Origin of the sequence: Streptomyces sp. Ag82_O1-12, from assembly GCF_900182715.1 — a bacterium.
GTDB lineage: Bacteria > Actinomycetota > Actinomycetes > Streptomycetales > Streptomycetaceae > Streptomyces > Streptomyces massasporeus.
Genome location: NZ_FXUW01000001.1, coordinates 2,266,000 through 2,285,967 on the forward strand (window position 1 = coordinate 2,266,000; position 19,968 = coordinate 2,285,967).

The following is a 19,968-nucleotide window of genomic DNA, read 5'->3' on the forward strand; positions in this document are numbered from 1 at the left end:
GGGGCTGTGTCGCCATGCGGCTGCCGCCGCGGGGCGCGGCCAGTCCCCACGCACCCGCGGCCGGTGACGATCAGGCCAGATGCCCCCGCACTTCGGCAGCCGCCTCGTCCCCGTACGCCTTGGTGAACCGCTCCATGAAGTGCCCGCGCCGCAGCTGGTACTCCTGCGTCCCCACCGTCTCGATGACGAGGGTCGCCAGCATGCAGCCGACCTGGGCGGCGCGCTCCAGGGAGACGCCCCAGGCCAGACCCGACATGAAGCCCGCGCGGAAGGCGTCGCCGACGCCCGTCGGGTCGGCCTTGCGCTCCTCGTCCGGCGTGCCGACCTCGATCGGGTCCCCGCCGGCCCGCTCGATGCGTACGCCGCGCGCGCCGAGCGTGGTCACCCGGTGGCCCACGCGGGACAGGATCTCCGCGTCGCTCCAGCCGGTCTTGGTCTCGATGAGGCCCTTCTCGTACTCGTTGGAGAAGAGGTACGTCGCCCCGTCCAGCAGGATGCGGATCTCCTCGCCGTCCATCCGGGCGATCTGCTGGGAGAAGTCGGCGGCGAACGGGATGGACCGGGAGCGGCACTCCTCGGTGTGACGGAGCATGGCCTCCGGGTCGTCGGCGCCGATGGAGACCAGGTCGAGACCACCGACCCGGTCGGCGACGGTCTTCAGCTCGATGAGGCGGGCCTCGCTCATGGCGCCGGTGTAGAAGGAACCGATCTGGTTGTGGTCGGCGTCGGTCGTGCACACGAAGCGGGCGGTGTGCAGCGTGTCGGAGATGCGGACGGAGTCGGTGTCGACGCCGTGCCGCTCCAGCCAGGCCCGGTATTCGTCGAAGTCCGCGCCCGCGGCGCCGACCAGGATCGGCCGGGTGCCGAGCTGCCCCATGCCGAACGCGATGTTCGCGGCGACGCCGCCGCGGCGGACGTCGAGCTGGTCGACCAGGAACGACAGCGAGACCGTGTGCAGCTGGTCCGCTACGAACTGGTCTGCGAAGCGGCCGGGGAAGGTCATGAGGTGGTCGGTGGCGATGGAGCCGGAGACTGCGATGCGCACGGCGTGGACTCTCCTGAGGGAGGCGAACCTTGACGGTTCACGCTATCGGGTGGGCGGGCGGCGCTGAAGGCATCGAAACTACCCGATAGTAGATCTTCCTCGGTGAGCTCCACCGTGCCTACGGTGCCGGTATGACGAACCTCAAGTTCCACGCCCCCGTTCCGGTCGATCTGGAGGGTGACCTGGCGTCGCTGCCGGGTGACGGGGCGCGGATGGCTCCGCACTGGACGGTCCCCCGGATCGCTTCGCGGCCGGTCTCCCCGGCTCTGATCCACGGCGTGTCGGTACCCCCGGCGTCGGCGCGGCTGCTCGACGCCATGGAGGACTACGGGGACTGAACGGCGCACTCGCGGGAACCGTGTGCTCCCCCGCTGCGTCCCATCGCTGTCCCCCGTAAAGGGGAGGCGGGATACGACCCACCAGCGGGCCCGTATGTGACGGGCCGGGTCCCATGGGACAGCTGTGCAGCCGAAGGAGCGATGCGGTGAACACCGAGCGACCCGACAACGACGACGACGCCAGGGAGGCGGGCGCCACCGCCGACGCCCCGGAGGTCGAGGAGCCGGGTACGGCCGACGCCGGTACCCCGGCGGAGACCGGGGAGTCGCCGGAGGCCGCTGAGCCCGAAGAGGCCGCGAAGGCCGAGGAGGCCGAAGCGACCGCCGAGGCTTCGGAGGCTTCCGAGGTGCCGGGTCAGGACACGCACACCGCTGACGCGAAAGCCGCCGAGGGCGTGGACGGCGCGCCGGCCGCCGGGAAGCCGGGTGCGCCGGAGGCCGCCGAGACGGGTGCCGTCGAGGAAATCGCCGAGACGCCCGCGTCCGATGACCGGCAGGCCGACGGCGAGTCGGCGCCCGCGACGCCGGAACCGGCCGGCGCCCTCCCGGATGAAGCCGGCGACCTCCCCCGCCATGAAGGCGACGTACGCGACGACGAGGACCTGGTCCGCCACGACGGTGGCCGTCCCCGTACGCCCGCGATCATCGCCTCCGTTGCCGCCGCCGTGCTGCTGATCGGCGGTGGCGGGGCCTGGCTCGCCTCCAACGCGTCGAGCGGGTCGGGCGGCGGTACGACCTCCGGCGCCCCCGGCGGGGACGACACTCCCCCGCCGCTCGCGCTCGACGGCTTTTCGGAGTCCACGGCGGGCGGCGGCAACGGCATCGCGCCCGGCGAGCCCAACCCCTACGGCGCCACCTACCGGGTCGGCGGCCCCCTGCCGGACGGCCCGGGCAAGGCCCCGGTGTACCGGGCGCAGGGCGAGGTCACCAAGGAGGACGTGGCCCGGCTGGCGAAGGCCCTCGGGGTCGAGGGAGCGCCGGTGGCGCAGGGCGAGGCCTGGAAGATCGGGGGCCAGGACGGGTCGGGGCCGAGCCTCCAGGTGAACCGGCAGGCGCCGGGGTCCTGGACGTTCACCCGGTACGCCCCGGGCACCGACAACTGCAAGGGCACCGACACCTGCACCGCCCCGCGGTCCGGTGGCACACCGGTGAGCGAGGAGGTGGCCGAGAAGGCCGCGGCGCCCGTGCTGAAGGCGGTGGGTCAGGACGACGCGAAGCGCGACGCGAGCCAGGTCATGGGGGCCCAGCGGGTGGTGAACGCCGCTCCCGAGGTCGGCGGACTGCCCACGTACGGCTGGACGACCGGGATCGACGTCGGCTCGGACGGTGAGATCGTCGGCGGCAGCGGACAGCTGAAGACGCCGGTGAAGGGCGACACCTACCCGGTGGTCGGCGCCGAGAAGGCGCTGGAGCTGATGAACGGGCAGCCGAAGCACGACCACCGGATGGGCATCGGCGGCTGCGCCGGCCCCGTGCCACTGAAGGACCGGCTGGAGCAGCCCTGTGAGCAGCCGTCGGGCGGTGCCTCCGAGCCGGACACGGTGACGGTCGAGAACGCGGTGTTCGGGCTGGCCGCGCACGTCGTGGACGGACGGCAGGCGCTGGTGCCGTCCTGGCTGTTCGAGGTGACGGCGCCGGGCGCGAAGGACCCGTTCACGGTGACGTACCCGGCGGTCGAGCCGAAGTACCTGGCCTCCCCCGAGCCGAGCGAGCCGAGTGACCAGCCGACCTCGGCTCCCGGGCCGCGCGAGGTGAAGGTGGACGGCTATCGGGCCGAGGGCTCGGAGCTGACGGTGACCTTCACGGGCGGGGTGTGCGCCGATTACGACGTGAAGGCGAGCGAGAAGGGCGACGAGGTGACGGTCTCCGTGACGTCGACCCCGTGGCCGGACAAGGTCTGCGTCATGATCGCCAAGCAGTTCCAGGAGACCGTGCGGCTGGACGAGCCGCTCGGTGACCGGGCCGTGGTGAACTCGGACGGCAAGGCGGTGCCGCTGGCCAAGGAGGGCGCGCGGCTGCCGGCTCCCCCGACGCGGGAGCGGTAGGAGCGACAGCGCGAAGGCGGCGGCCCCGTCGGAGGGGGCCGCCGCCTTCGTCGTGTTCGCGGCCGCCGGAGCGGCTCGGCAGGCTCAGCTGAAGGAGTCGCCGCAGGCGCAGGAGCCCGTCGCGTTCGGGTTGTCGATCGTGAAGCCCTGCTTCTCGATGGTGTCCACGAAGTCGATCGTGGCACCGCCCAGGTACGGGGCGCTCATGCGGTCGGTGACCACCTTCACACCGCCGAAGTCCTTCTTGACGTCGCCGTCGAGGGCGCGCTCGTCGAAGAAGAGCTGGTAGCGCAGGCCGGAGCAGCCGCCGGGCTGGACGGCGACACGCAGCGCGAGGTCTTCGCGGCCTTCCTGGTCGAGCAGCGCCTTGACCTTGGACGCGGCGGCGTCGGTCAGGATGATGCCGTCGGTGACGGTGCTGGTCTCGTCCGATACGGACATCTACATCTCTCCCGGGTTGTACGGAGACTGCTTGCCGACGGTTGCAACCGGCGGGGCCGCGGATTCATTCCGGGCCGGGCGTCGATCCCGGCTCCTTTTCATGCTCGCACACGCGCCCGGAACCGGAAAACGGCTCTTTCCGGGTCTTCCCGGGAATGAACGCGGGCCCACCGGGATTCACGTCACACAGACGCTATGGCCGTCGTCAAAGTGACGTGAAGCGGTTATGATAGATAGCGTCAAATCGACGAAAAGTCGCAGAAACAGAAAGGGTGCGTGCCGTGACCACCGCCCAGACCCAGGAGCTCGACGTACAGCCGACGCCCCTCGCCCTGCTGCTCCTCGGCCGTGAGGCCGACCCGAAGAGCGAGCGCGGTGTGGAGTGTCCCGGCGACCTGCCCTCGCCGTCCGACCCGGACCTGGTGGAGCGCGCCCGCAAGGCGAAGGAGAAGCTCGGGGACAAGGTCTTCGTGCTCGGCCACCACTACCAGCGCGACGAGGTCATCCAGTTCGCCGACGTGACGGGTGACTCGTTCAAGCTGGCCCGGGACGCGGCCGCCCGCCCGGAGGCCGCGTACATCGTGTTCTGCGGCGTGCACTTCATGGCGGAGTCGGCGGACATCCTGACGTCCGACGACCAGAAGGTCGTCCTGCCCGACCTCGCCGCCGGCTGCTCGATGGCCGACATGGCGACGGCCGAGCAGGTCGCCGAGTGCTGGGACGTGCTGACCGAGGCCGGGATAGCCGAGCAGGTCGTGCCCGTCTCGTACATGAACTCCTCCGCCGACATCAAGGCGTTCACCGGCAAGCACGGCGGCACGATCTGCACCTCGTCCAACGCCAAGCGTGCCCTGGACTGGGCGTTCGAGCAGGGCGAGAAGGTGCTCTTCCTGCCCGACCAGCACCTCGGGCGCAACACCGCCGTCCGCGACATGGGCATGTCCCTGGAGGACTGCGTCCTCTACAACCCGCACAAGCCGAACGGCGGCCTTACGGCCGACCAGCTGCGCGCGGCGAAGATGATCCTGTGGCGCGGCCACTGCTCGGTGCACGGCCGCTTCAGCCTGGACTCGGTGAACGACGTGCGCGAGCGCATCCCGGGCGTGAACGTCCTGGTCCACCCGGAGTGCAAGCACGAGGTCGTGGCCGCGGCGGACTACGTCGGCTCGACCGAGTACATCATCAAGGCCCTGGAGGCCGCCCCGGCCGGCTCGAAGTGGGCCATCGGCACGGAGCTGAACCTGGTCCGCCGCCTGGCGAACCGTTTCGCGCCCGAGGGCAAGGAGATCGTCTTCCTCGACAAGACGGTCTGCTTCTGCTCGACCATGAACCGCATCGACCTCCCCCACCTGGTCTGGACCCTGGAGTCCCTGGCCGAGGGCAACCTCGTCAACCGCATCGAGGTGGACAAGGAGACGGAGGCCTTCGCGAAGCTGGCCCTGGAGCGGATGCTGGCCCTGCCGTAGGTCTGCTGCCCCCTGGGCTCACCCCGAGACGGGTTTCCGGTCGGGGTGGGCCGGGTCGAGGGTGAAGACGTCACCCTCCGCGGTGGCGACCACGAGGGCGCCCTCGTGGAGCCGCACCTCGGAGCGCCACCACCCCTGGTTGGTCACCCGCTGGGCACGCGGCAGGGTCTCCCACAGCAGCGTGCCCTTTCGCGTGTCGAGGGCGGCGACCCTTCCGCTGGCGCTGGACAGATAGACCACGTGGGCGCGCGGGTCGTCGGTGACGTCGCTGGGCTGCTCCAGGCTCGTCCGGGTCTGCCACAGCCGCTCGCCCGTGCGGACCGACACCGCGGTGACCTGTCCGGACGACGTGGCGAACCACAGGGTGCCGCCCGAGAGCGCCGCGTTGCCCTCCAGCGGCTCCGCGAGCTTCACCGTGCTTTCCCTGCCGGTGTCCGGATCCAGCAGCCGGATCCGGGCGAAGGCGTCGTCCTCCTCGTCCTCGGTCGGTTCGAGGAAGACCAGCCGCCCGTCGTAGGCGCCGACGGGGGTAATGCCGCTCGGCACCGTCAGGCGTCGTACCGAGCCGTCGGCCGGGTCCAGCCTCAGCAGGAGCGTCTCCTTCACGGGCACCAAGTCGGGTCCGCACACCAGGTAGCGGTTCCCGCCGGTGTCCGCCGGGCTGCAGTGCCGGCCCCCGGGCAGCGGTGCCGTCCAGCGCCCGGCGCCGGTGCGCGGCGAGCGGGCGGTCACCGAGCGACCGCCGTCGTCCGGCACGATCACGAGGTCGCCGAAGAGATACGGGCGGACCGTGTCGACGTTCACCGTGCGGTGCCACAGCCGCTTGCCGGCCCGGGTGTCGAGGGCGGCGACCGTGACCTTGACGTCCTCCCCGTGGTCGGGACTGTACGTCTGCTCCACCAGCACCGCGTCGTCCGTGACACCGAGGACGGAGAAGCTGTACGACCCCTTGCCCGTACCGGGGGGCAGCACGTCGGCGCGCCAGCGGGCCTGTCCGGTCAGGGCGTCGAGGCGCACCGGCAGGACTCCGTCGCCCGCGCAGTAGAGGCCTCCCTCGTACAGATCGCACTCCGGGCCGTCCAACGACCCGGTCCCGGCGATGCCGTCTGCCCGCTTCACTCCCTGTGCGGCGGGAGCGTCCACTGTCGTCTGCCAGGGCTTCCAGCCGGCCGGGACGGCCGTCCACCGGGAGGGCGCGGACCCGGCGGGGTCCGTCCCGCCGCGTGAGTCGTCCCCGCCTGTTCCGGGTCCGAACAGCAGATAGCCCGTGAGGCCGAGCGCGAGGGCGGCGGCCGTGCCGGCCGTGGCCCACAGCCGCCGGGCACGGCTGCGGCGTCGGACGGCGGCCGGCGGGCCGGGGGCGGCGACCGCGGCGGGCCGGGTGCTGACCAGGGCCACCTCGTCCGTGCGCAACGGCACCGTGCTCTGGTCCTGCGCACCCGTCTCCGGCAGCGCCGCCACGAACTCCCGCGCCAGTTCGTCCAGTCCGGGCCGGTCCGCGGGGCTCTTGGCGAGGCAACGTGCCAGCAGTGCGTGCAGGGGTTCCGGGACGCCGTCCAGGACGGGGGCGTCATGGACCACCCGGTAGGCCGTCAGATAGGGGCTGTCGGCGTCGAAAGGCCCCCGGCCGGTGCTCGTGTACACGAGCAGGGCGCCCACGGAGAACACGTCGGAGGCCGGGCCCACCGATCGGGCGTCGGTGAGCTGCTCCGGCGACATGAACGGCGGGGTGCCGATCATCTGGCCGGTCTCGGTCAGGGTGTTGTGGTTCTCGGCCGCGCGGGAGATGCCGAAGTCGATGACGCGCGGGCCGTCCTCGGCCATCAGGACGTTCGCGGGCTTGAGGTCCCGGTGCACCACCCCCGCCCGGTGGATCTCCCGCAGTGCCTCCACCAGCCCGAGCGCCAGTCGGCGCAGCGCGGTGCCCTTCAGCGGGCCCTGGTCGCGGATCAGGGCGGCGAGGGAGGGGCCGGGCACGTACTGGGTCGCCATCCAGGGCCGTACCGCCTCCGGGTCCGCGTCCAGGACCGGCGCGGTGAAGGCGCCGCTCACCTTGCGGACGGACTCGATCTCCTGTCGGAAACGGGCGCGGAAGACCGCGTCCTCCGCGTACTGGGCGTGCACCACCTTGACGGCGACCTCGCGCCCCGAACGGGCCCGGCCGCGGTAGACGATCCCCATGCCCCCGGAGCCGAGCCGGCCGACCAGTTTGTACCCGCCGATCGACTTCGGGTCGTCCTTCTGCAGCGGCACGCCCGGTTCCTCTCCCCCGCGATGAGTCCGGGGTCAGGATACGTAACGGGAACACGGCGGCGGCCGGGTCCCGAACCGTGCTGTCCGGTTCGGGACCCGGCCGCCGAAAGGGCTCGCCGTCCGGGCTCGGCGAGGAGCCCGCGATCAGACGGACGCGGGCTCCGGCTCGTCCGAGGCCGGCGTCGCGTCGGGCCGCTCCCCGGTCTTCTTCGCCCGCTTCGCCGCGCGCTTCTTCGCCCGGCGCTCCTTGCGGAGCTCGACCATCGCGTAGAGCGTCGGGACGAGGAGCAGGGTGAGCAGCGTCGACGTCACCAGGCCGCCGATCACGACCACGGCCAGCGGCTGGGCGATGAAGCCGCCCTCGCCGGTGATGCCGAGGGCCATCGGCAGCAGGGCGAAGATCGTCGCCAGGGCGGTCATGAGGATCGGGCGCAGCCGGTGCCGGCCGCCCTCGATCACCGCTTCGACGACGCCGTGGCCCTGCTTGCGGTACTGGTTGATCAGGTCGATCAGCACGATCGCGTTCGTGACCACGATGCCGATCAGCATCAGCATGCCGATCATGGCCGGGACGCCCATCGGGGTGCCGGTGGCGATCAGCAGGCCGATCGCGCCGGTGGCGGCGAACGGGATGGAGACCAGCAGGATCAGCGGCTGGACCAGCGACCGGAAGGTCCCGACCAGCAGCATGAAGACGATCGCGATGGCCGCCAGCATCGCCAGGCCCAGGTTGACGAAGGCTTCGTCCTGGTCCTCGGAGACACCGCCGATCGACGCCGTGGCGCCGTCCGGGAGCTTCAGCGCGCTGATCTTCGACTGGAGCTGGGTGCTGACCGCGCCGGTGTTGTCGCCGGTCGGCTTCGCGGTGATGGTGGCCGCGCGCTGGCCGTCGATGCGGGTCATGGAGACCGGGCCGTCGACCAGCTCGACGGTGGCGATGTCGCCGAGCTTCACCGCTCCGCCCAGACGGAGGTCCTTCAGCTGCTTCAGGGTCTTGGCGGGCTCGGCCGAGCGGATGACGACGTCGCGCTCGGTGTCGTCCAGGACGGCCTTGGCCGCGGGGGTGCCGCGGACGGCCTGGGCGACGGCGCCGCCGAGGGTCTGGTCGTCGAAGCCGGCCGCGGCCGCCTTGTCGTTGGCCTTCACCGAGACGCGCGGCACGCTCTGCGACAGGTCGCTGGTGACGTCCGTGACGTCGTCGAGCGAGGCGACCGTCTTGCGGACCTCCTCGGACGCCGTACGCAGCACGTCGGCGTCGGCGGCCTTCACCACGACACTGAGGTCCTGGGCGCCGAACCCGTCGCCGGCGGTGATGGTGGTCGTGCCGATGCCCTTCAGCCCGGCCAGGCCCTTCTCGATGCCGTCCTGGACGTCCTCGGCCGACGCCGAGTCCTCCAGCATCACCTGGTACGAGGCCTGGTTGGTGTCCGTGCCGCCGCCGAAGGCGGCCATGAAGCCGGACGAGCCGATGGTGACCTGGTAGTCCTTCACGCCCTCGGTGCCGGCGAGCAGCTGCTCGACCTTCTTCGCCTGGACGTCGGTCGCCGCCAGGCTGGTGCCGGGCTTCAGCTCCTGCTTGACCGTGAGGACCTCGACCTCGCCCTGGTCGAAGAAGTTCGTCTTCAGCAGCGGTGCCATGCCGAACGTGCCGACCAGCACGACGATCGCGAGGGCCACGCTGGTGAGGCGGCGGCGGGTCGCGAAGCGCAGGACGGGAACGTAGACGCGCTGGAGGCGGCTCTTGGCCTCCTTCTCCTCGGCGATCCGGCGGGCCTCGTCCGCGTCCTCGGGGGTGCCCTTCGGCGGGCGCAGGAACCAGTACGACAGGACCGGCACGACCGTCAGGGAGACGAGGAGGGACGCCAGCAGCGCGGCCGTCACGGTCAGGCTGAACGAGCCGAACAGCTCGCCGACCATGCCGCCGACCAGGCCGATCGGCAGGAACACCGCGACCGTGGTGAGCGTCGAGGACGTCACCGCGCCCGCGACCTCACGGACGGCCTGGAGGATCGCCGAGTGGCGCTCCTCGCCGTAGCCGAGGTGGCGCTTGATGTTCTCCAGGACCACGATCGAGTCGTCGACGACGCGGCCGATGGCGATGGTCAGGGCGCCCAGCGTGAGGACGTTCAGCGACAGGTCACGCGTCCACAGCACGATCAGGGCGAGGACCACGGACAGCGGGATGGACACCGCGGTCACGAGGGTCGAGCGGATCGAGGCCAGGAAGACCAGGATCACCAGGACGGCGAAGAGCAGACCGAGCGCGCCCTCGGTGGTCAGGCCCTTGATGGACTTCGAGACCGCCGGGCCCTGGTCGCTGACGACCGTGAGGGTGGCGCCGGAGCCGAGGTCCTTGCGCAGGTCGGGCAGCTTGTCCTGGACGGCGTCGGAGATGGCGACCGCGCTGCCGTCGCGGTCCATGGTGACGGCGACGGCGAGGCTGGGCTTGCCGTCGGTACGGGTGAGGGAGTCGGCCGGGGCCTCCTGCTGCTTCACCGTGGCGACGTCGCCGAGGCGCACCGGCTTGCCCTTGCCGGGCTCGCCCGTGACCATCAGGTCCTGGATCTGCTTCAGCGAGGTGAGACCCCCGCCAACCTGGACGGTGCGGTTGGCACCGCCCTCGTCGAAGGAGCCGGCCGGGACGGTCGCGCCGCCCGCCTTGAGCGCCTGGGAGACGGACAGCGAGGTCAGACCCGCCTTGGCGAGCTTCGCGTCGTCGGGCGTGACGGTGACCTGGACGTCCCGGACCCCGTCGACGGTGACCTGGCCGACGCCGTCGATGCTCTTCAGGTCCGGCACGACGGTCTTGTCGAGCTGGTCGGCCAGGGCCTGCTGGTCCCGGCCGGAAGTGACGGCCAGGACGACGGTGGGGATGTCGTCCGTGGAACCGGCGACGACCTGCGGGTCGACGTCGTCGGGGAGCTGGACGCGGGCCCGGTTGACGGCCTGCTGGACGTCGGCGACCAGCTGCTCGGTGTCGTTGCCGTAGTCGAAGGACGCCATGATCACGGCGTTGCCCTCGCTGGCGGTGGAGGTGACGCCGCTGATGCCGTCGACGGCTTCGAGGGTGTCCTCGATGGGTTCGACGACCTGCTTCTCGACCACGTCCGGGGACGCGCCCTGGTACGGCGCCAGCACGGACACCATGGGCAGTTCGATGGTGGGCAGCAGCTGCTGCTTGAGCTGGGGTATCGCGATCGCCCCGAAGACGAGCGCGATGATCGACATCAGCCCGATCAAGGCCCGTTGCGCGAGGCTGAACCTGGACAGCCAGGACATGGGTGAGGGTCTCTCTTCTGTTTAGCGGCAGAAGCGGCAGCGGACGCGCAGATGAGCGCCCGCCCCTACACCCTGAGCCATGCGGGAGCCGGGTTTCGTAGGCCCCAGGTCCAAATCCTTATGCGGCGCATACTCCGGCCGCAGTACACCCGGGTCGAACTCACTCCACCCTTGGACGGACCAGACCGGATTCGTACGCGGTGACGACGAGCTGGGCGCGGTCCCGGGCTCCGAGCTTGGCCATGGCCCGGTTGACGTGCGTCTTCACCGTCAGCGGACTCACTTCGAGGCGCTCGGCGATCTCGTCGTTGGAGTGCCCGCCGGCGACCTGGACCAGCACCTCGCGCTCCCGGACGGTCAGCGAGTCGAGCCGTTCGCCGCGGGCCGGGTCGCGGTCGGCGTCGGCCGGGTCGTCGGTGGCGAGGAACCGGGCGATCAGGCCCGTGGTGGCCGCCGGGGAGAGCAGGGCCTGCCCGCCGGCCGCGATACGGATGGCGCTCAGCAGTTCCTCGGGCTCGGAGCCCTTGCCGAGGAAGCCGGAGGCGCCCGCCCGCAGCGACTGCACGACGTAGTCGTCGACCTCGAACGTCGTCAGGATGACCACCCGGACGTCGGCGAGCTCGGGGTCGGCGCTGATCAGGCGGGTCGCGGCGAGGCCGTCGGTGCCGGGCATGCGGATGTCCATGAGCACGACGTCGGCGTGCTGCTCCTTGGTCAGCCGGACCGCTTCCGCGCCGTCGGCGGCCTCGCCGACCACCTCCATGTCGGGCTCGGAGTCGACGAGCACGCGAAAGGCGCTGCGCAGCAGCGCCTGGTCGTCGGCGAGCAGGACACGGATGGTCATGCGGGGTCCTCCCCGGTCGGTGTGCGGTTCTTGAGCGGCAGGATCGCATGGACGCGGAAGCCGCCGCCGTAGCGGGGACCGGTGGTGAGGGTGCCGCGCAGGGCGCTGACCCGCTCACGCATGCCGAGCAGCCCGTGGCCGCCACCGCTGTCCTGGGTCTCGTTCTCGCCGCTGCCGTCGTCGAGCACGGTGATCTCGATGTTCGGTCCGACGCGTACGACGCTGACCTCGGCCTTGGCCTGGGGCCCGGCGTGCTTCTGCACGTTGGTGAGGGCCTCCTGGATGATCCGGTAGGCGGCCAGGCCGACGGCGGCGGGGAGGGTGGTGCCCTGGTCGGCGCGGGCGACCTCCACGTGCAGGCCGGCGCTGCGGAAGGTGCCGGTGAGTTCGTCGAGGCGGTCCAGGCCGGGGGCGGGTTCGGTGGGGGCCTCCGGGTCACCGGACTGCCGGAGCAGGCCGACGGTGGCGCGCAGTTCGTTGAGCGCGGAGCGGCTGGCCTCGCGGACGTGCGCGAGGGCCTCCTTGGCCTGGTCGGGCCGCTTGTCCATGACGTGGGCGGCGACCCCGGCCTGCACGTTGACCAGGGCGATGTGGTGGGCGACCACGTCGTGCAGGTCCCGGGCGATGCGCAGGCGTTCCTCGGCGACCCGGCGGCGGGCCTCCTCCTCGCGGGTGCGCTCGGCCCGCTCCGCGCGTTCCCGGATGGCCTGGACGAAGGCGCGGCGGCTGCGGACGGCGTCACCGGCGGTGGCGCCGATACCGGTCCAGGCGAAGATGCCGAGGTTCTCCTGGGCGTACCAGGGCAGAGGTCCGGCGACCATGGCGGCGCCGGTCAGCACGGTCATCGTGAGCAGGCCGACCCGCCAGGTGGTGGGGCGGTCGGTGGTGGAGGCGACGGTGTAGAGGGCGATCACGGCGGACATCGCGACGGGGGTGCGGGGGTCGCCGGTGACGGACTCGACGACGGACAGCGTGCCCGTGAGGGCGAGGACCGCCATGGGGGCGCGGCGGCGGAAGACCAGGGCCGCGGCGCCGAGGGTCATGAGGAGGAGGCTGAGGAGGTCGGGGGTGCGCAGGACCCAGTTGACGCTGTCGCGGTGCCGGGGTTCCACGAAGGAGCCGGCGACCATGCAGACCAGGACGGCGAGGGCGAGGATGGCGTCCAGGGCCAGGGGGTGCGCCTTGGCCTGGTGTTTGGCCCGCGCGAGGGTGCTCACGGGTGTTTACGGTAGCTGGGCGGGGGGCTGGGCCCCCAGCCCCCTGCCGGCCCGCCCATGGGTGCCCGGACTCAGCCCGGAATCAAGCCGTCGTCGCTGAGGAGCTCCCGGACTTCCTCCAGCGTCGCGTCGGGGGACGGCAGGATCAGTTCCGACGGTTCCAGGGAGTCGTCCGGGAGGGGGTCGCCCAGGTCGCGGACCCTGGTCAGCAGGGCCTGGAGGGTGCGGCGGAAGCCGGGGCCGTCGCCGTTCTCCATTTCCGCCAGGAGTTCGTCGTCCAGCTTGTTCAGCTCGGCGAGGTGGCCGTCGGCCAGACTCACCTGGCCCTCCCCCATGATCCGTACGATCATGTCGCCCTCCTAGGCGTGGACCCCTACTGCTTGTCGAAGCGCGGAGTGTCCTGCGGCTGCTGCTGGGACTGCTGCCCGTTCGAGCCGCCTTCGATGGCCTGCTGCCCGCTGCCCGAGCCTCCAGCCAGTTCGGCCTTCATGCGCTGCAGTTCCAGCTCTACATCCGTACCACCGGAGAGCCGGTCCAGCTCGGCCTGGATGTCGTCCTTGTGCATCCCGGACTGGTCGTCGAGCGCCCCGGAGGCGAGCAGCTCGTCGATCGCGCCGGCCCGGGCCTGGAGCTGGGCCGTCTTGTCCTCGGCGCGCTGGATCGCCAGGCCGACGTCGCCCATCTCCTCGGAGATGCCGGAGAAGGCCTCGCCGATCCGGGTCTGCGCCTGCGCCGCCGTGTACGTCGCCTTGATCGTCTCCTTCTTCGTACGGAAGGCGTCGACCTTGGCCTGGAGCCGCTGGGCCGCGAGGGTGAGCTTCTCCTCCTCGCCCTGGAGCGTCGCGTGCTGGGTCTCCAGGTCGGTCACCTGCTGCTGGAGGGCGGCGCGGCGGGAGAGCGCTTCCCGGGCCAGGTCCTCGCGGCCCAGCGCGAGCGCCTTGCGGCCCTGGTCCTCGAGCTTGCCGGACTGCGACTGCAACTGGTTCAGCTGCAGCTCCAGGCGCTTGCGGCTGGTCGCCACGTCGGCGACGCCGCGGCGGACCTTCTGGAGCAGCTCGAGCTGCTTCTGGTACGAGTAATCGAGGGTCTCGCGCGGGTCCTCGGCCCGGTCAAGGGCCTTGTTCGCCTTCGCGCGGAAGATCATCCCCATACGCTTCATGACACCGCTCATGGGCTTCGCGCGCCCCCTTCTGACCGACTCCGGCAGCTGCTCCTGCGACAGAACCCACAGTACGGGCCCTGCATCCATTACCGCACTGTTCGGGGACGGATGCGCTCATCCCCAAGGACGACTGCGTACGCTCCCGCTCCGGCGTAGGGAGTAGGTGGTCCCCGGGGTTACCGGAGCCGTACACCCCGGGAAACATCCGGAGGCGTACGCAACGTCCCCTCTGTCCCCTTACTGACGACTGGTGTTGCCGGATCGTTCCCCACGAGGCTGGGGTCCATGCCCCAAAGCCCTTACCCTTGGGTTTTGTGTTCCGTAGCCGTGCGAAGGATGAGAAGGCCCAGGACGCCGACAAGGCGCCGGTGACCGACTCCAGTCAGCCCCGTCACCCCGAGGCCCCCAAGGGCCGCCCCACGCCCAAGCGCAGCCAGGCCCAGTCCTCGCGCCGCAGCGTGGCCAACACGTCGATGACGCGCAAGGAGGCCGCCAAGCGACAGCGCGAGGAGCGCCGTACCACGATGGAGCGGCAGCGCCAGGCGCTGGCGAGCGGCGACGAGCGCTATCTGCCCGCGCGGGACAAGGGACCGGTCCGCCGGTTCGCGCGCGACTTCGTCGACTCCCGGTTCAACATCGCGGAGTTCTTCCTGCCGATGGCCGTCGTCATCCTCGTGCTGAGCATGGTGCGGGTGGCCTCGCTGCAGAACGTCGCGTTGCTGCTGTGGCTCGTGGTGATCGTGCTGATCGTGCTCGACTCGTTCGTCACGTCCTTCCGTCTGAAGAAGCAGCTGAACGAGCGCTTCGCGGGTGAGAACAAGCGCGGCGCCGTCGCCTACGCCCTGATGCGCTCCCTCCAGATGCGTCGGCTCCGGCTGCCGAAGCCGCAGGTCAAGCGCGGAGAGCGGCCCTGACCACGACGCAGTTCTCCGGGGGTGCGGCGGATGCCTGGCTGGACAAGCTGGGCGGGCTGCGCGATGTCGTCCGTCAGGAGCTGGTGACTCGCCAGCTGGACGAGCAGATAGTCGGCCGGTTCCCGGTCGGTCAGCGCCTGCGGGTGCTGGACGTGGGAATGGGCCAGGGCACCCAGGCGCTGCGGCTGGCCCGGGCCGGACACCAGGTGACCGGTCTGGAGCAGGACGCGACGATGGTCGCCGTGGCCCGGGAGGCCCTCGCCGGGGAACCGGAGGGCATCCGGGAGCGGATGCGGATCATCGAGGGCGACGGCCGCGACACCGGTGTGCACTTCCTGCCGGGCAGTTTCGACGTGGTGCTGTGCCACGGCGTCCTCATGTACGTCGAGGAGCCCGACCCGCTGCTGGCGGGCCTCGCCCGGATGCTCGCGCCGGGCGGGCTGCTGTCCCTGCTCGTGCGCAACGGGGACGCGCTCGCGATCCGGCCGGGCCTGTCCGGTGACTGGTCCGGTGCGCTGGCGGCCTTCGACACGACCGCCTATCGCAACCGGCTGGGGCTCGACGTGCGGGCCGACCGGCTGAAGGACCTGACGTCGACGCTCGCGGGCATCGGGGCGCCGCTGCACGTCTGGTACGGGGTGCGGGTGTTCACCGACACGGCGCCGGACGACGCGCAGGCCCCGGCCGACGTGGAGACGCTGCTCGCGGTGGAGGAGAAGGCCGGGCGAACCGATCCGTACCGCGGGGTGGCCGCGCTGCTGCACCTGTGCGGCGTGCGCGGCTGACCACCCGCGGAAGAGGGGGTGGTGGGCGAGGGCCGTCGGCCCCCGCCCACCGGGCTCACGCCTCGGCCGCGTGCAGGCTCATCGGCCCGTAGATCTCCGTGACGTCCTCGAACAGCCTCACCTGGTCGGCGCCGCCCTCCTCGAGGGCCTTCCAGTGCTCCCCGATCCAGGACTCGGCGTCCCCCTGGGTGGGGAAATCCTCCGGCGTCACCGCGGGCTGGACCTCCGTCCCGTCGGTCTTCTCGAACCGCCACGTCCATGCCGCCATGTACGCCTCCCATGTGTGTGAGCACACTGCACAGCGAAAGCCGGATCTTGGTCCGGCCCCTCTCAGAGCGTAAGCGCTCCGCTGGGTTCGGCGTTATACGCCTTGCGGGGTGCGGGGCGGACGGACGCGTGCAGGTCGTCGTGGGCTGAGCGCGCCCGCGCGGCGGAGCCGCACATCGACACGGCCCGCGCCCCTTAGGGGCGTCTCCATCACGCGTGACCCATGGCCACGGGTGAGAATCGGGGCGTGGAACTTACTCTGCTCGGCACCGGTGCCCCCGCGGGTCTCCCCCGCCCCGACTGTCCCTGTGCGGCCTGTGCGGCGGCTCTCGGGCCGGATGCGCGGGCGGCCACCGCGCTGCTTCTGGACGGGGCGCTGCTGCTCGACCTGACGCCGGGCGCGGCGTTCGCGGCGGCGCGGGCGGGCCGTTCCCTGACCGGCGTGCGGCAGGTGCTGTTGTCGCATCCGCACGACGGGCCGGCGGTCGAGGTGCCCGCGGGACTGCCGCAGCCCGGACGGGTGCCGGACGGGCGGGAGTTGACGCTCCTGACGGGGCACCGGGTTCGGGCGGTGGCGCTGGACGCGCCGGGCACGGGGTACGCGGTGACCGGGCCGGAGGGGCAGCGGCTGCTGTATCTGCCGCCGGGCGGGGCGCCCGCGGGTCTGGCGGACGCGGCCGAGTCGTACGACATGGTGCTCGCGGACGTCGTGGGGCGGCCGGACGCGCTGGCGAAACTGCGGGCGGTGGGGGCGATCGGGCCGACGACCGACGTGCTCGCCGTCCATCTGGACCACGACGTGCCGCCCGGCCCGGAGCTCGGGCGGCGGCTCGCGGCGGCCGGGGCGCGGGCCGTGCCGGACGGGGTGACGCTGGCGGTGGGGGCGTACGAGGACGTGCCGGACGTGCCGCGGCGGACGCTGGTGCTGGGCGGGGCCCGGTCGGGCAAGTCGGTGGAGGCCGAGCGGAGGCTGGAGGCCTTTCCGCACGTGCTGTACGTGGCGACGGGCGGGGCGCGCAACGGGGACACGGAGTGGTCCTCGCGGGTGGCGGCGCACCGGGAGCGGCGGCCGGGGTCGTGGCAGACGGTCGAGACCTGCGATCTGGTGCCGCTGCTGAAGGAGGAGGGGCCGCCGCTGCTGGTCGACTGCCTGTCGTTGTGGCTGACGGACGCGATGGACTCCGTCGGGGCGTGGGACGACGCGGTGTGGGCGGAGCGGGGCGAGAAGGCCCTGCGGGAGCGGGTGCGGGAGCTGACCGAGGCGATGCGGGGCACCCGGCGGACGGTGGTCGCCGTGTCGAACGAGGTGGGGTCGGGGATCGTGCCGTCGACGGCGTCGGGGCGGCGGTATCGCGATGAACTCGGGCGGCTGAACGCGGGGTTCGCGGCCGAGTGTGAGCATGTGCTGCTGGTGGTGGCGGGGCAGGCGGTGGTGCTGCGGGGCTGACCGGGGCCCCGCGGCTTCCCTTCTCCCGGCCCGGGCTACGGGGCTGTGCGGGCGATCACCCGGTATGTGTTCGCGAAGCGGGTGCGGCGGGTCACCGGGGCGATGAGGTGGTCGGCCAGCGCCGCCACGGCGACCAGGGGCATGCCCGCGCGGAGCAGGGCCGCGCGGGTGTGCCGCTGGACGGGGGGCGGGGGGATGGCCCGCCAGGGGGTGTCCGGGGCCGGCAGGGCGTGGGAGAGGGCCAGGGACGTGGCGCCCGCGAGGTCGTGGGGGACGTGGACCGGGCGGTGGTCGAGCGTCAGGATCGTGCAGCCGGCCGACTCCAGTTCCGCGCGGACGTTCTGCGGGGGCAGCAGGTGGAGGTGGCGGGGCTGGTCGTAGGGGAGCCACCAGCGGCCCAGCAGGGCGGCGAAGACGCTGCGGGGGCTCAGGGTCTCGATGAGCAGGTGGCCGCCCGGGCGCAGGACGCAGAGGGCGGCCCGGAGTTCCGCCCGGGGGTCGGGCGTGCCCTCCAGGTGGTGGAGCATGCTGACCACGTCGTAGCGGGCGCGCAGCGGGGCGGCGATCCTGGGGTCCGTCAGGCGGCCGACGTGGGCCTCCTCGACGCGGTCGGCGGTGCGGGCGCGCACCACGCGCGGGGTGGGGTCCAGGCCGTCGAAGGCGGTGTAGGGGAAGAACTGCCGGGCCGTGGCCGGGAAGCGGGCGTGGCCCGTGCCGACGTCGAGCCAGCTCTCCGGCTCGCCGCAGCGCAGCATCGCGCGGGCCGCCGAGCGGTGTCGGCGCGGGCTGCCGCGCAGGGCGAGGAGGCCGTCGCTCGCCGGGTCCCTGGGCGCCCCGCGCACGGTCCGGTGGTAGAGGGCGAGGCCCTCCATCGTGAGGCGGGGGTTCTGGAAGGTGTGGCCGCACTCCCGGCACGCGTCGACGGTGAAGCTGCCCGGCTTGTACTGCCGCAGGTCACCGGTGCGCAGCCGGTTGCGCAGCCGGTCGGAGCCGCACCAGGGGCAGTCCTCCCGGCGCGGTTCGTGGACCCGTGTGGTCGCTTGGGGGACGGGGGGTGCTGAGGAGGCGGGATGTGCGGTCATGGGCGGCTCCCGGGCGCGACGGCGTACGACTGCTGCGTACGGCGAGGACGTACGGCGGGGACGTCGCACCGGCCACGTACGACAATCCTCTGCAAAACGGAACGTATGGGATGCCGATCTTGGGTGCAACGATGTCGCCGTGACGGAGTGGTCATGTGGCGCCGTGCTGTTCGACCGGGGCCGGTACTGTTCGGCGAATGAGCTCGCTTAATCTCGACGACTTCACCGATCTGATCGAGCGTCCGGACGGCGGGATCCGCCGTGACGCCGAGGCACGCCGGGAGCGACAGATCGTGCCGCCCGGGTCGCTGGGCCGCCTCGACGAACTGGGTGAGTGGCTTGCGGCGGCGCAGTCCGCCGTGCCGGTCCGGCCGGTCGAACGGCCGCGGGTGGTGCTCTTCGCCGGTGACCACGGCATCGCCGAGCTGGGCGTCTCGGCCCGGTCGGCGGGCGGCGCCGGGGAGTTGGTGCGCGAGGTGCTGGAGGGCGGCCGGCCCGTGTCGGTGCTGGCACGGCGGCTGGGCGTGCCGGTGCGGATCGTCGACATGGCCCTGGACTGCGATCCCGAGAGCCTGCCGGAGGACGTCGTACGGCACCGGGTGCGGCGCGGCAGCGGGCGGATCGACATCGAGGACGCGCTGACGCCGGAAGAGGCGGAGGCGGCGTTCCGGGCCGGGGTCGCGGTGGCCGATGAGGAGGCCGACTCCGGTACGGACCTGGTGGTACTCGGCGATGTGAGCGTCGGCGGGACCACGGTGGCCGGCGTGCTGGTCGCGGCGCTGTGCGGGGTCGACGCGTCGGTCGTCACCGGGCGCGGTGGGCTGGCGATCGACGACCTGGCGTGGATGCGCAAGTGCGCGGCGATCCGGGACGCGCTGCGCCGGGCCCGGCCGGTGCTCGGGGACCAGTTGCAGCTGCTGGCCGCGGTGGGCGGGGCCGATGTCGCCGCGATGACGGGCTTTCTGCTGCAGAGCGCGGTGCGCAAGCTGCCGGTGGTGCTCGACGGGGTCGTGACGGCCGCGTGCGCGCTGGTCGGGCAGCGGATCGCGTTCCGGGCGCCGGACTGGTGGCTGGCCGCGCACGACAGCGGCGAGCCCGGGCAGGCCAAGGCGCTGGACCGGATGGCCCTGGAGCCGCTGCTGACCCACGGGGTGACCGTCGGGGAGGGCGCGGGCGGTCTGCTGGCGCTGCCGCTCGTGCAGGCCGCGGCCGCGCTGGCCGCGGAGCTGCCCGAGAAGCCGAAGGAGTCCGAGGAACTCGGGGAGCAGGCCGGGCCGGACGGGTCCGAGGCGCCGGCCGAGCAGTAGAGGCGCCCCCGGCGCAGGGGCAGCGCCGAGATCCAGGTCACTCACGCCTGGCTCAACTTCGTCCCGTTCCGGTCGG

Annotated in this window: 17 protein-coding genes; 7 read left to right on the forward strand and 10 right to left on the reverse strand. The window is 72.2% G+C overall.

The window, feature by feature from the left end; translation table 11 throughout:
- Positions 1 to 70 precede the first annotated feature (70 nt).
- Positions 71 to 1,045, reverse strand: coding sequence for a carbohydrate kinase family protein (locus tag QOL88_RS10480; protein WP_097216173.1), 975 nt, complete (start codon positions 1,043 to 1,045; stop codon positions 71 to 73).
- Between the two features lie 131 nt (positions 1,046 to 1,176).
- On the opposite strand from QOL88_RS10480, the gene QOL88_RS10485 reads away from it, so the two are divergent.
- The gene (locus QOL88_RS10485) at positions 1,177 to 1,383 is read left to right on the forward strand and encodes a hypothetical protein (RefSeq protein WP_097216174.1); all 207 of its coding nucleotides are present in this window, start codon (positions 1,177 to 1,179) and stop codon (positions 1,381 to 1,383) included.
- A 146-nt stretch (positions 1,384 to 1,529) separates the two neighbouring features.
- On the forward strand, positions 1,530 to 3,428 hold the full coding sequence (locus QOL88_RS10490) for a hypothetical protein (RefSeq protein WP_097216175.1): 1,899 nt from the start codon (positions 1,530 to 1,532) through the stop codon (positions 3,426 to 3,428).
- An 84-nt stretch (positions 3,429 to 3,512) separates the two neighbouring features.
- Here QOL88_RS10490 and QOL88_RS10495 read toward each other — a convergent pair whose 3' ends face one another.
- A complete protein-coding gene (locus tag QOL88_RS10495; RefSeq protein WP_097216176.1) occupies positions 3,513 to 3,869 on the reverse strand; it encodes a HesB/IscA family protein in 357 nt (118 codons plus the stop codon).
- Positions 3,870 to 4,150: 281 nt separating this feature from the next.
- Here QOL88_RS10495 and nadA point away from each other — a divergent pair, with 281 nt between their 5' ends.
- A complete protein-coding gene (gene nadA / locus QOL88_RS10500) occupies positions 4,151 to 5,335 on the forward strand; it encodes a quinolinate synthase NadA (protein WP_097216178.1) in 1,185 nt (394 codons plus the stop codon).
- Between the two features lie 18 nt (positions 5,336 to 5,353).
- On the opposite strand, the gene QOL88_RS10505 is transcribed toward nadA, so the two are convergent.
- The 6 genes from QOL88_RS10505 to QOL88_RS10530 all read right to left on the reverse strand — a co-directional run bounded on the left by QOL88_RS10505 (position 5,354) and on the right by QOL88_RS10530 (position 14,087).
- Entirely contained in the window at positions 5,354 to 7,588 is a 2,235-nt protein-coding gene (locus QOL88_RS10505) for a serine/threonine-protein kinase (protein ID WP_097216179.1), read from the reverse strand.
- 144 nt (positions 7,589 to 7,732) lie between these two features.
- The gene (locus QOL88_RS10510; RefSeq protein ID WP_097216180.1) at positions 7,733 to 10,867 is read right to left on the reverse strand and encodes an efflux RND transporter permease subunit; all 3,135 of its coding nucleotides are present in this window, start codon (positions 10,865 to 10,867) and stop codon (positions 7,733 to 7,735) included.
- A gap of 160 nt (positions 10,868 to 11,027) precedes the next feature.
- Positions 11,028 to 11,711, reverse strand: a complete 684-nt coding sequence (locus QOL88_RS10515) for a response regulator (RefSeq protein ID WP_097216181.1) — start codon at positions 11,709 to 11,711, stop codon at positions 11,028 to 11,030.
- The gene (locus QOL88_RS10520; RefSeq protein WP_097216182.1) at positions 11,708 to 12,928 is read right to left on the reverse strand and encodes a sensor histidine kinase; all 1,221 of its coding nucleotides are present in this window, start codon (positions 12,926 to 12,928) and stop codon (positions 11,708 to 11,710) included. Before QOL88_RS10520 ends, QOL88_RS10515 begins: the two co-directional genes overlap by 4 nt.
- Before the next feature lie 71 nt (positions 12,929 to 12,999).
- Positions 13,000 to 13,278, reverse strand: coding sequence for a PspA-associated protein PspAA (gene pspAA / locus QOL88_RS10525; RefSeq protein ID WP_097216183.1), 279 nt, complete (start codon positions 13,276 to 13,278; stop codon positions 13,000 to 13,002).
- Between the two features lie 23 nt (positions 13,279 to 13,301).
- Complete coding sequence (locus QOL88_RS10530) at positions 13,302 to 14,087, reverse strand: PspA/IM30 family protein (RefSeq protein WP_267958791.1); 786 nt, start codon at positions 14,085 to 14,087, stop codon at positions 13,302 to 13,304.
- A gap of 317 nt (positions 14,088 to 14,404) precedes the next feature.
- On the opposite strand from QOL88_RS10530, the gene QOL88_RS10535 reads away from it, so the two are divergent.
- Both QOL88_RS10535 and QOL88_RS10540 read left to right on the forward strand, forming a co-directional pair.
- Positions 14,405 to 15,004: a DUF3043 domain-containing protein gene (locus QOL88_RS10535; RefSeq protein WP_097216184.1), complete on the forward strand. Its 600-nt coding sequence runs from the start codon at positions 14,405 to 14,407 to the stop codon at positions 15,002 to 15,004.
- Between the two features lie 83 nt (positions 15,005 to 15,087).
- Positions 15,088 to 15,789, forward strand: coding sequence for a class I SAM-dependent methyltransferase (locus tag QOL88_RS10540; protein WP_097216185.1), 702 nt, complete (start codon positions 15,088 to 15,090; stop codon positions 15,787 to 15,789).
- Between the two features lie 55 nt (positions 15,790 to 15,844).
- Here the strand turns inward: QOL88_RS10540 and QOL88_RS10545 are convergent, their stop codons facing one another.
- Positions 15,845 to 16,057 (reverse strand): hypothetical protein, encoded by a 213-nt coding sequence (locus tag QOL88_RS10545; RefSeq protein WP_097216186.1) that lies wholly within the window; start codon positions 16,055 to 16,057, stop codon positions 15,845 to 15,847.
- A 246-nt stretch (positions 16,058 to 16,303) separates the two neighbouring features.
- Here QOL88_RS10545 and QOL88_RS10550 point away from each other — a divergent pair, with 246 nt between their 5' ends.
- Positions 16,304 to 17,503, forward strand: a complete 1,200-nt coding sequence (locus QOL88_RS10550) for a bifunctional adenosylcobinamide kinase/adenosylcobinamide-phosphate guanylyltransferase (protein ID WP_097216187.1) — start codon at positions 16,304 to 16,306, stop codon at positions 17,501 to 17,503.
- A gap of 35 nt (positions 17,504 to 17,538) precedes the next feature.
- Here the strand turns inward: QOL88_RS10550 and QOL88_RS10555 are convergent, their stop codons facing one another.
- Positions 17,539 to 18,585: a class I SAM-dependent methyltransferase gene (locus QOL88_RS10555; protein WP_283445887.1), complete on the reverse strand. Its 1,047-nt coding sequence runs from the start codon at positions 18,583 to 18,585 to the stop codon at positions 17,539 to 17,541.
- 197 nt (positions 18,586 to 18,782) lie between these two features.
- On the opposite strand from QOL88_RS10555, the gene cobT reads away from it, so the two are divergent.
- On the forward strand, positions 18,783 to 19,892 hold the full coding sequence (cobT, locus tag QOL88_RS10560; protein WP_097216188.1) for a nicotinate-nucleotide--dimethylbenzimidazole phosphoribosyltransferase: 1,110 nt from the start codon (positions 18,783 to 18,785) through the stop codon (positions 19,890 to 19,892).
- Positions 19,893 to 19,968: the final 76 nt, after the last annotated feature.

Bases quoted from the DNA above. Each gene is read 5' to 3' on its own strand.
- QOL88_RS10515 (WP_097216181.1), bottom strand. From the start codon at position 11,711: ATGACCATCCGTGTCCTGCTCGCCGACGACCAGGCGCTGCTGCGCAGC.
- QOL88_RS10495 (WP_097216176.1), bottom strand. From the start codon at position 3,869: ATGTCCGTATCGGACGAGACCAGCACCGTCACCGACGGCATCATCCTG.
- QOL88_RS10530 (WP_267958791.1), bottom strand. From the start codon at position 14,087: ATGAAGCGTATGGGGATGATCTTCCGCGCGAAGGCGAACAAGGCCCTT.
- QOL88_RS10555 (WP_283445887.1), bottom strand. From the start codon at position 18,585: ATGACCGCACATCCCGCCTCCTCAGCACCCCCCGTCCCCCAAGCGACC.
- QOL88_RS10545 (WP_097216186.1), bottom strand. From the start codon at position 16,057: ATGGCGGCATGGACGTGGCGGTTCGAGAAGACCGACGGGACGGAGGTC.
- QOL88_RS10510 (WP_097216180.1), bottom strand. From the start codon at position 10,867: ATGTCCTGGCTGTCCAGGTTCAGCCTCGCGCAACGGGCCTTGATCGGG.
- cobT (WP_097216188.1), top strand. From the start codon at position 18,783: ATGAGCTCGCTTAATCTCGACGACTTCACCGATCTGATCGAGCGTCCG.
- pspAA (WP_097216183.1), bottom strand. From the start codon at position 13,278: ATGATCGTACGGATCATGGGGGAGGGCCAGGTGAGTCTGGCCGACGGC.
- QOL88_RS10485 (WP_097216174.1), top strand. From the start codon at position 1,177: ATGACGAACCTCAAGTTCCACGCCCCCGTTCCGGTCGATCTGGAGGGT.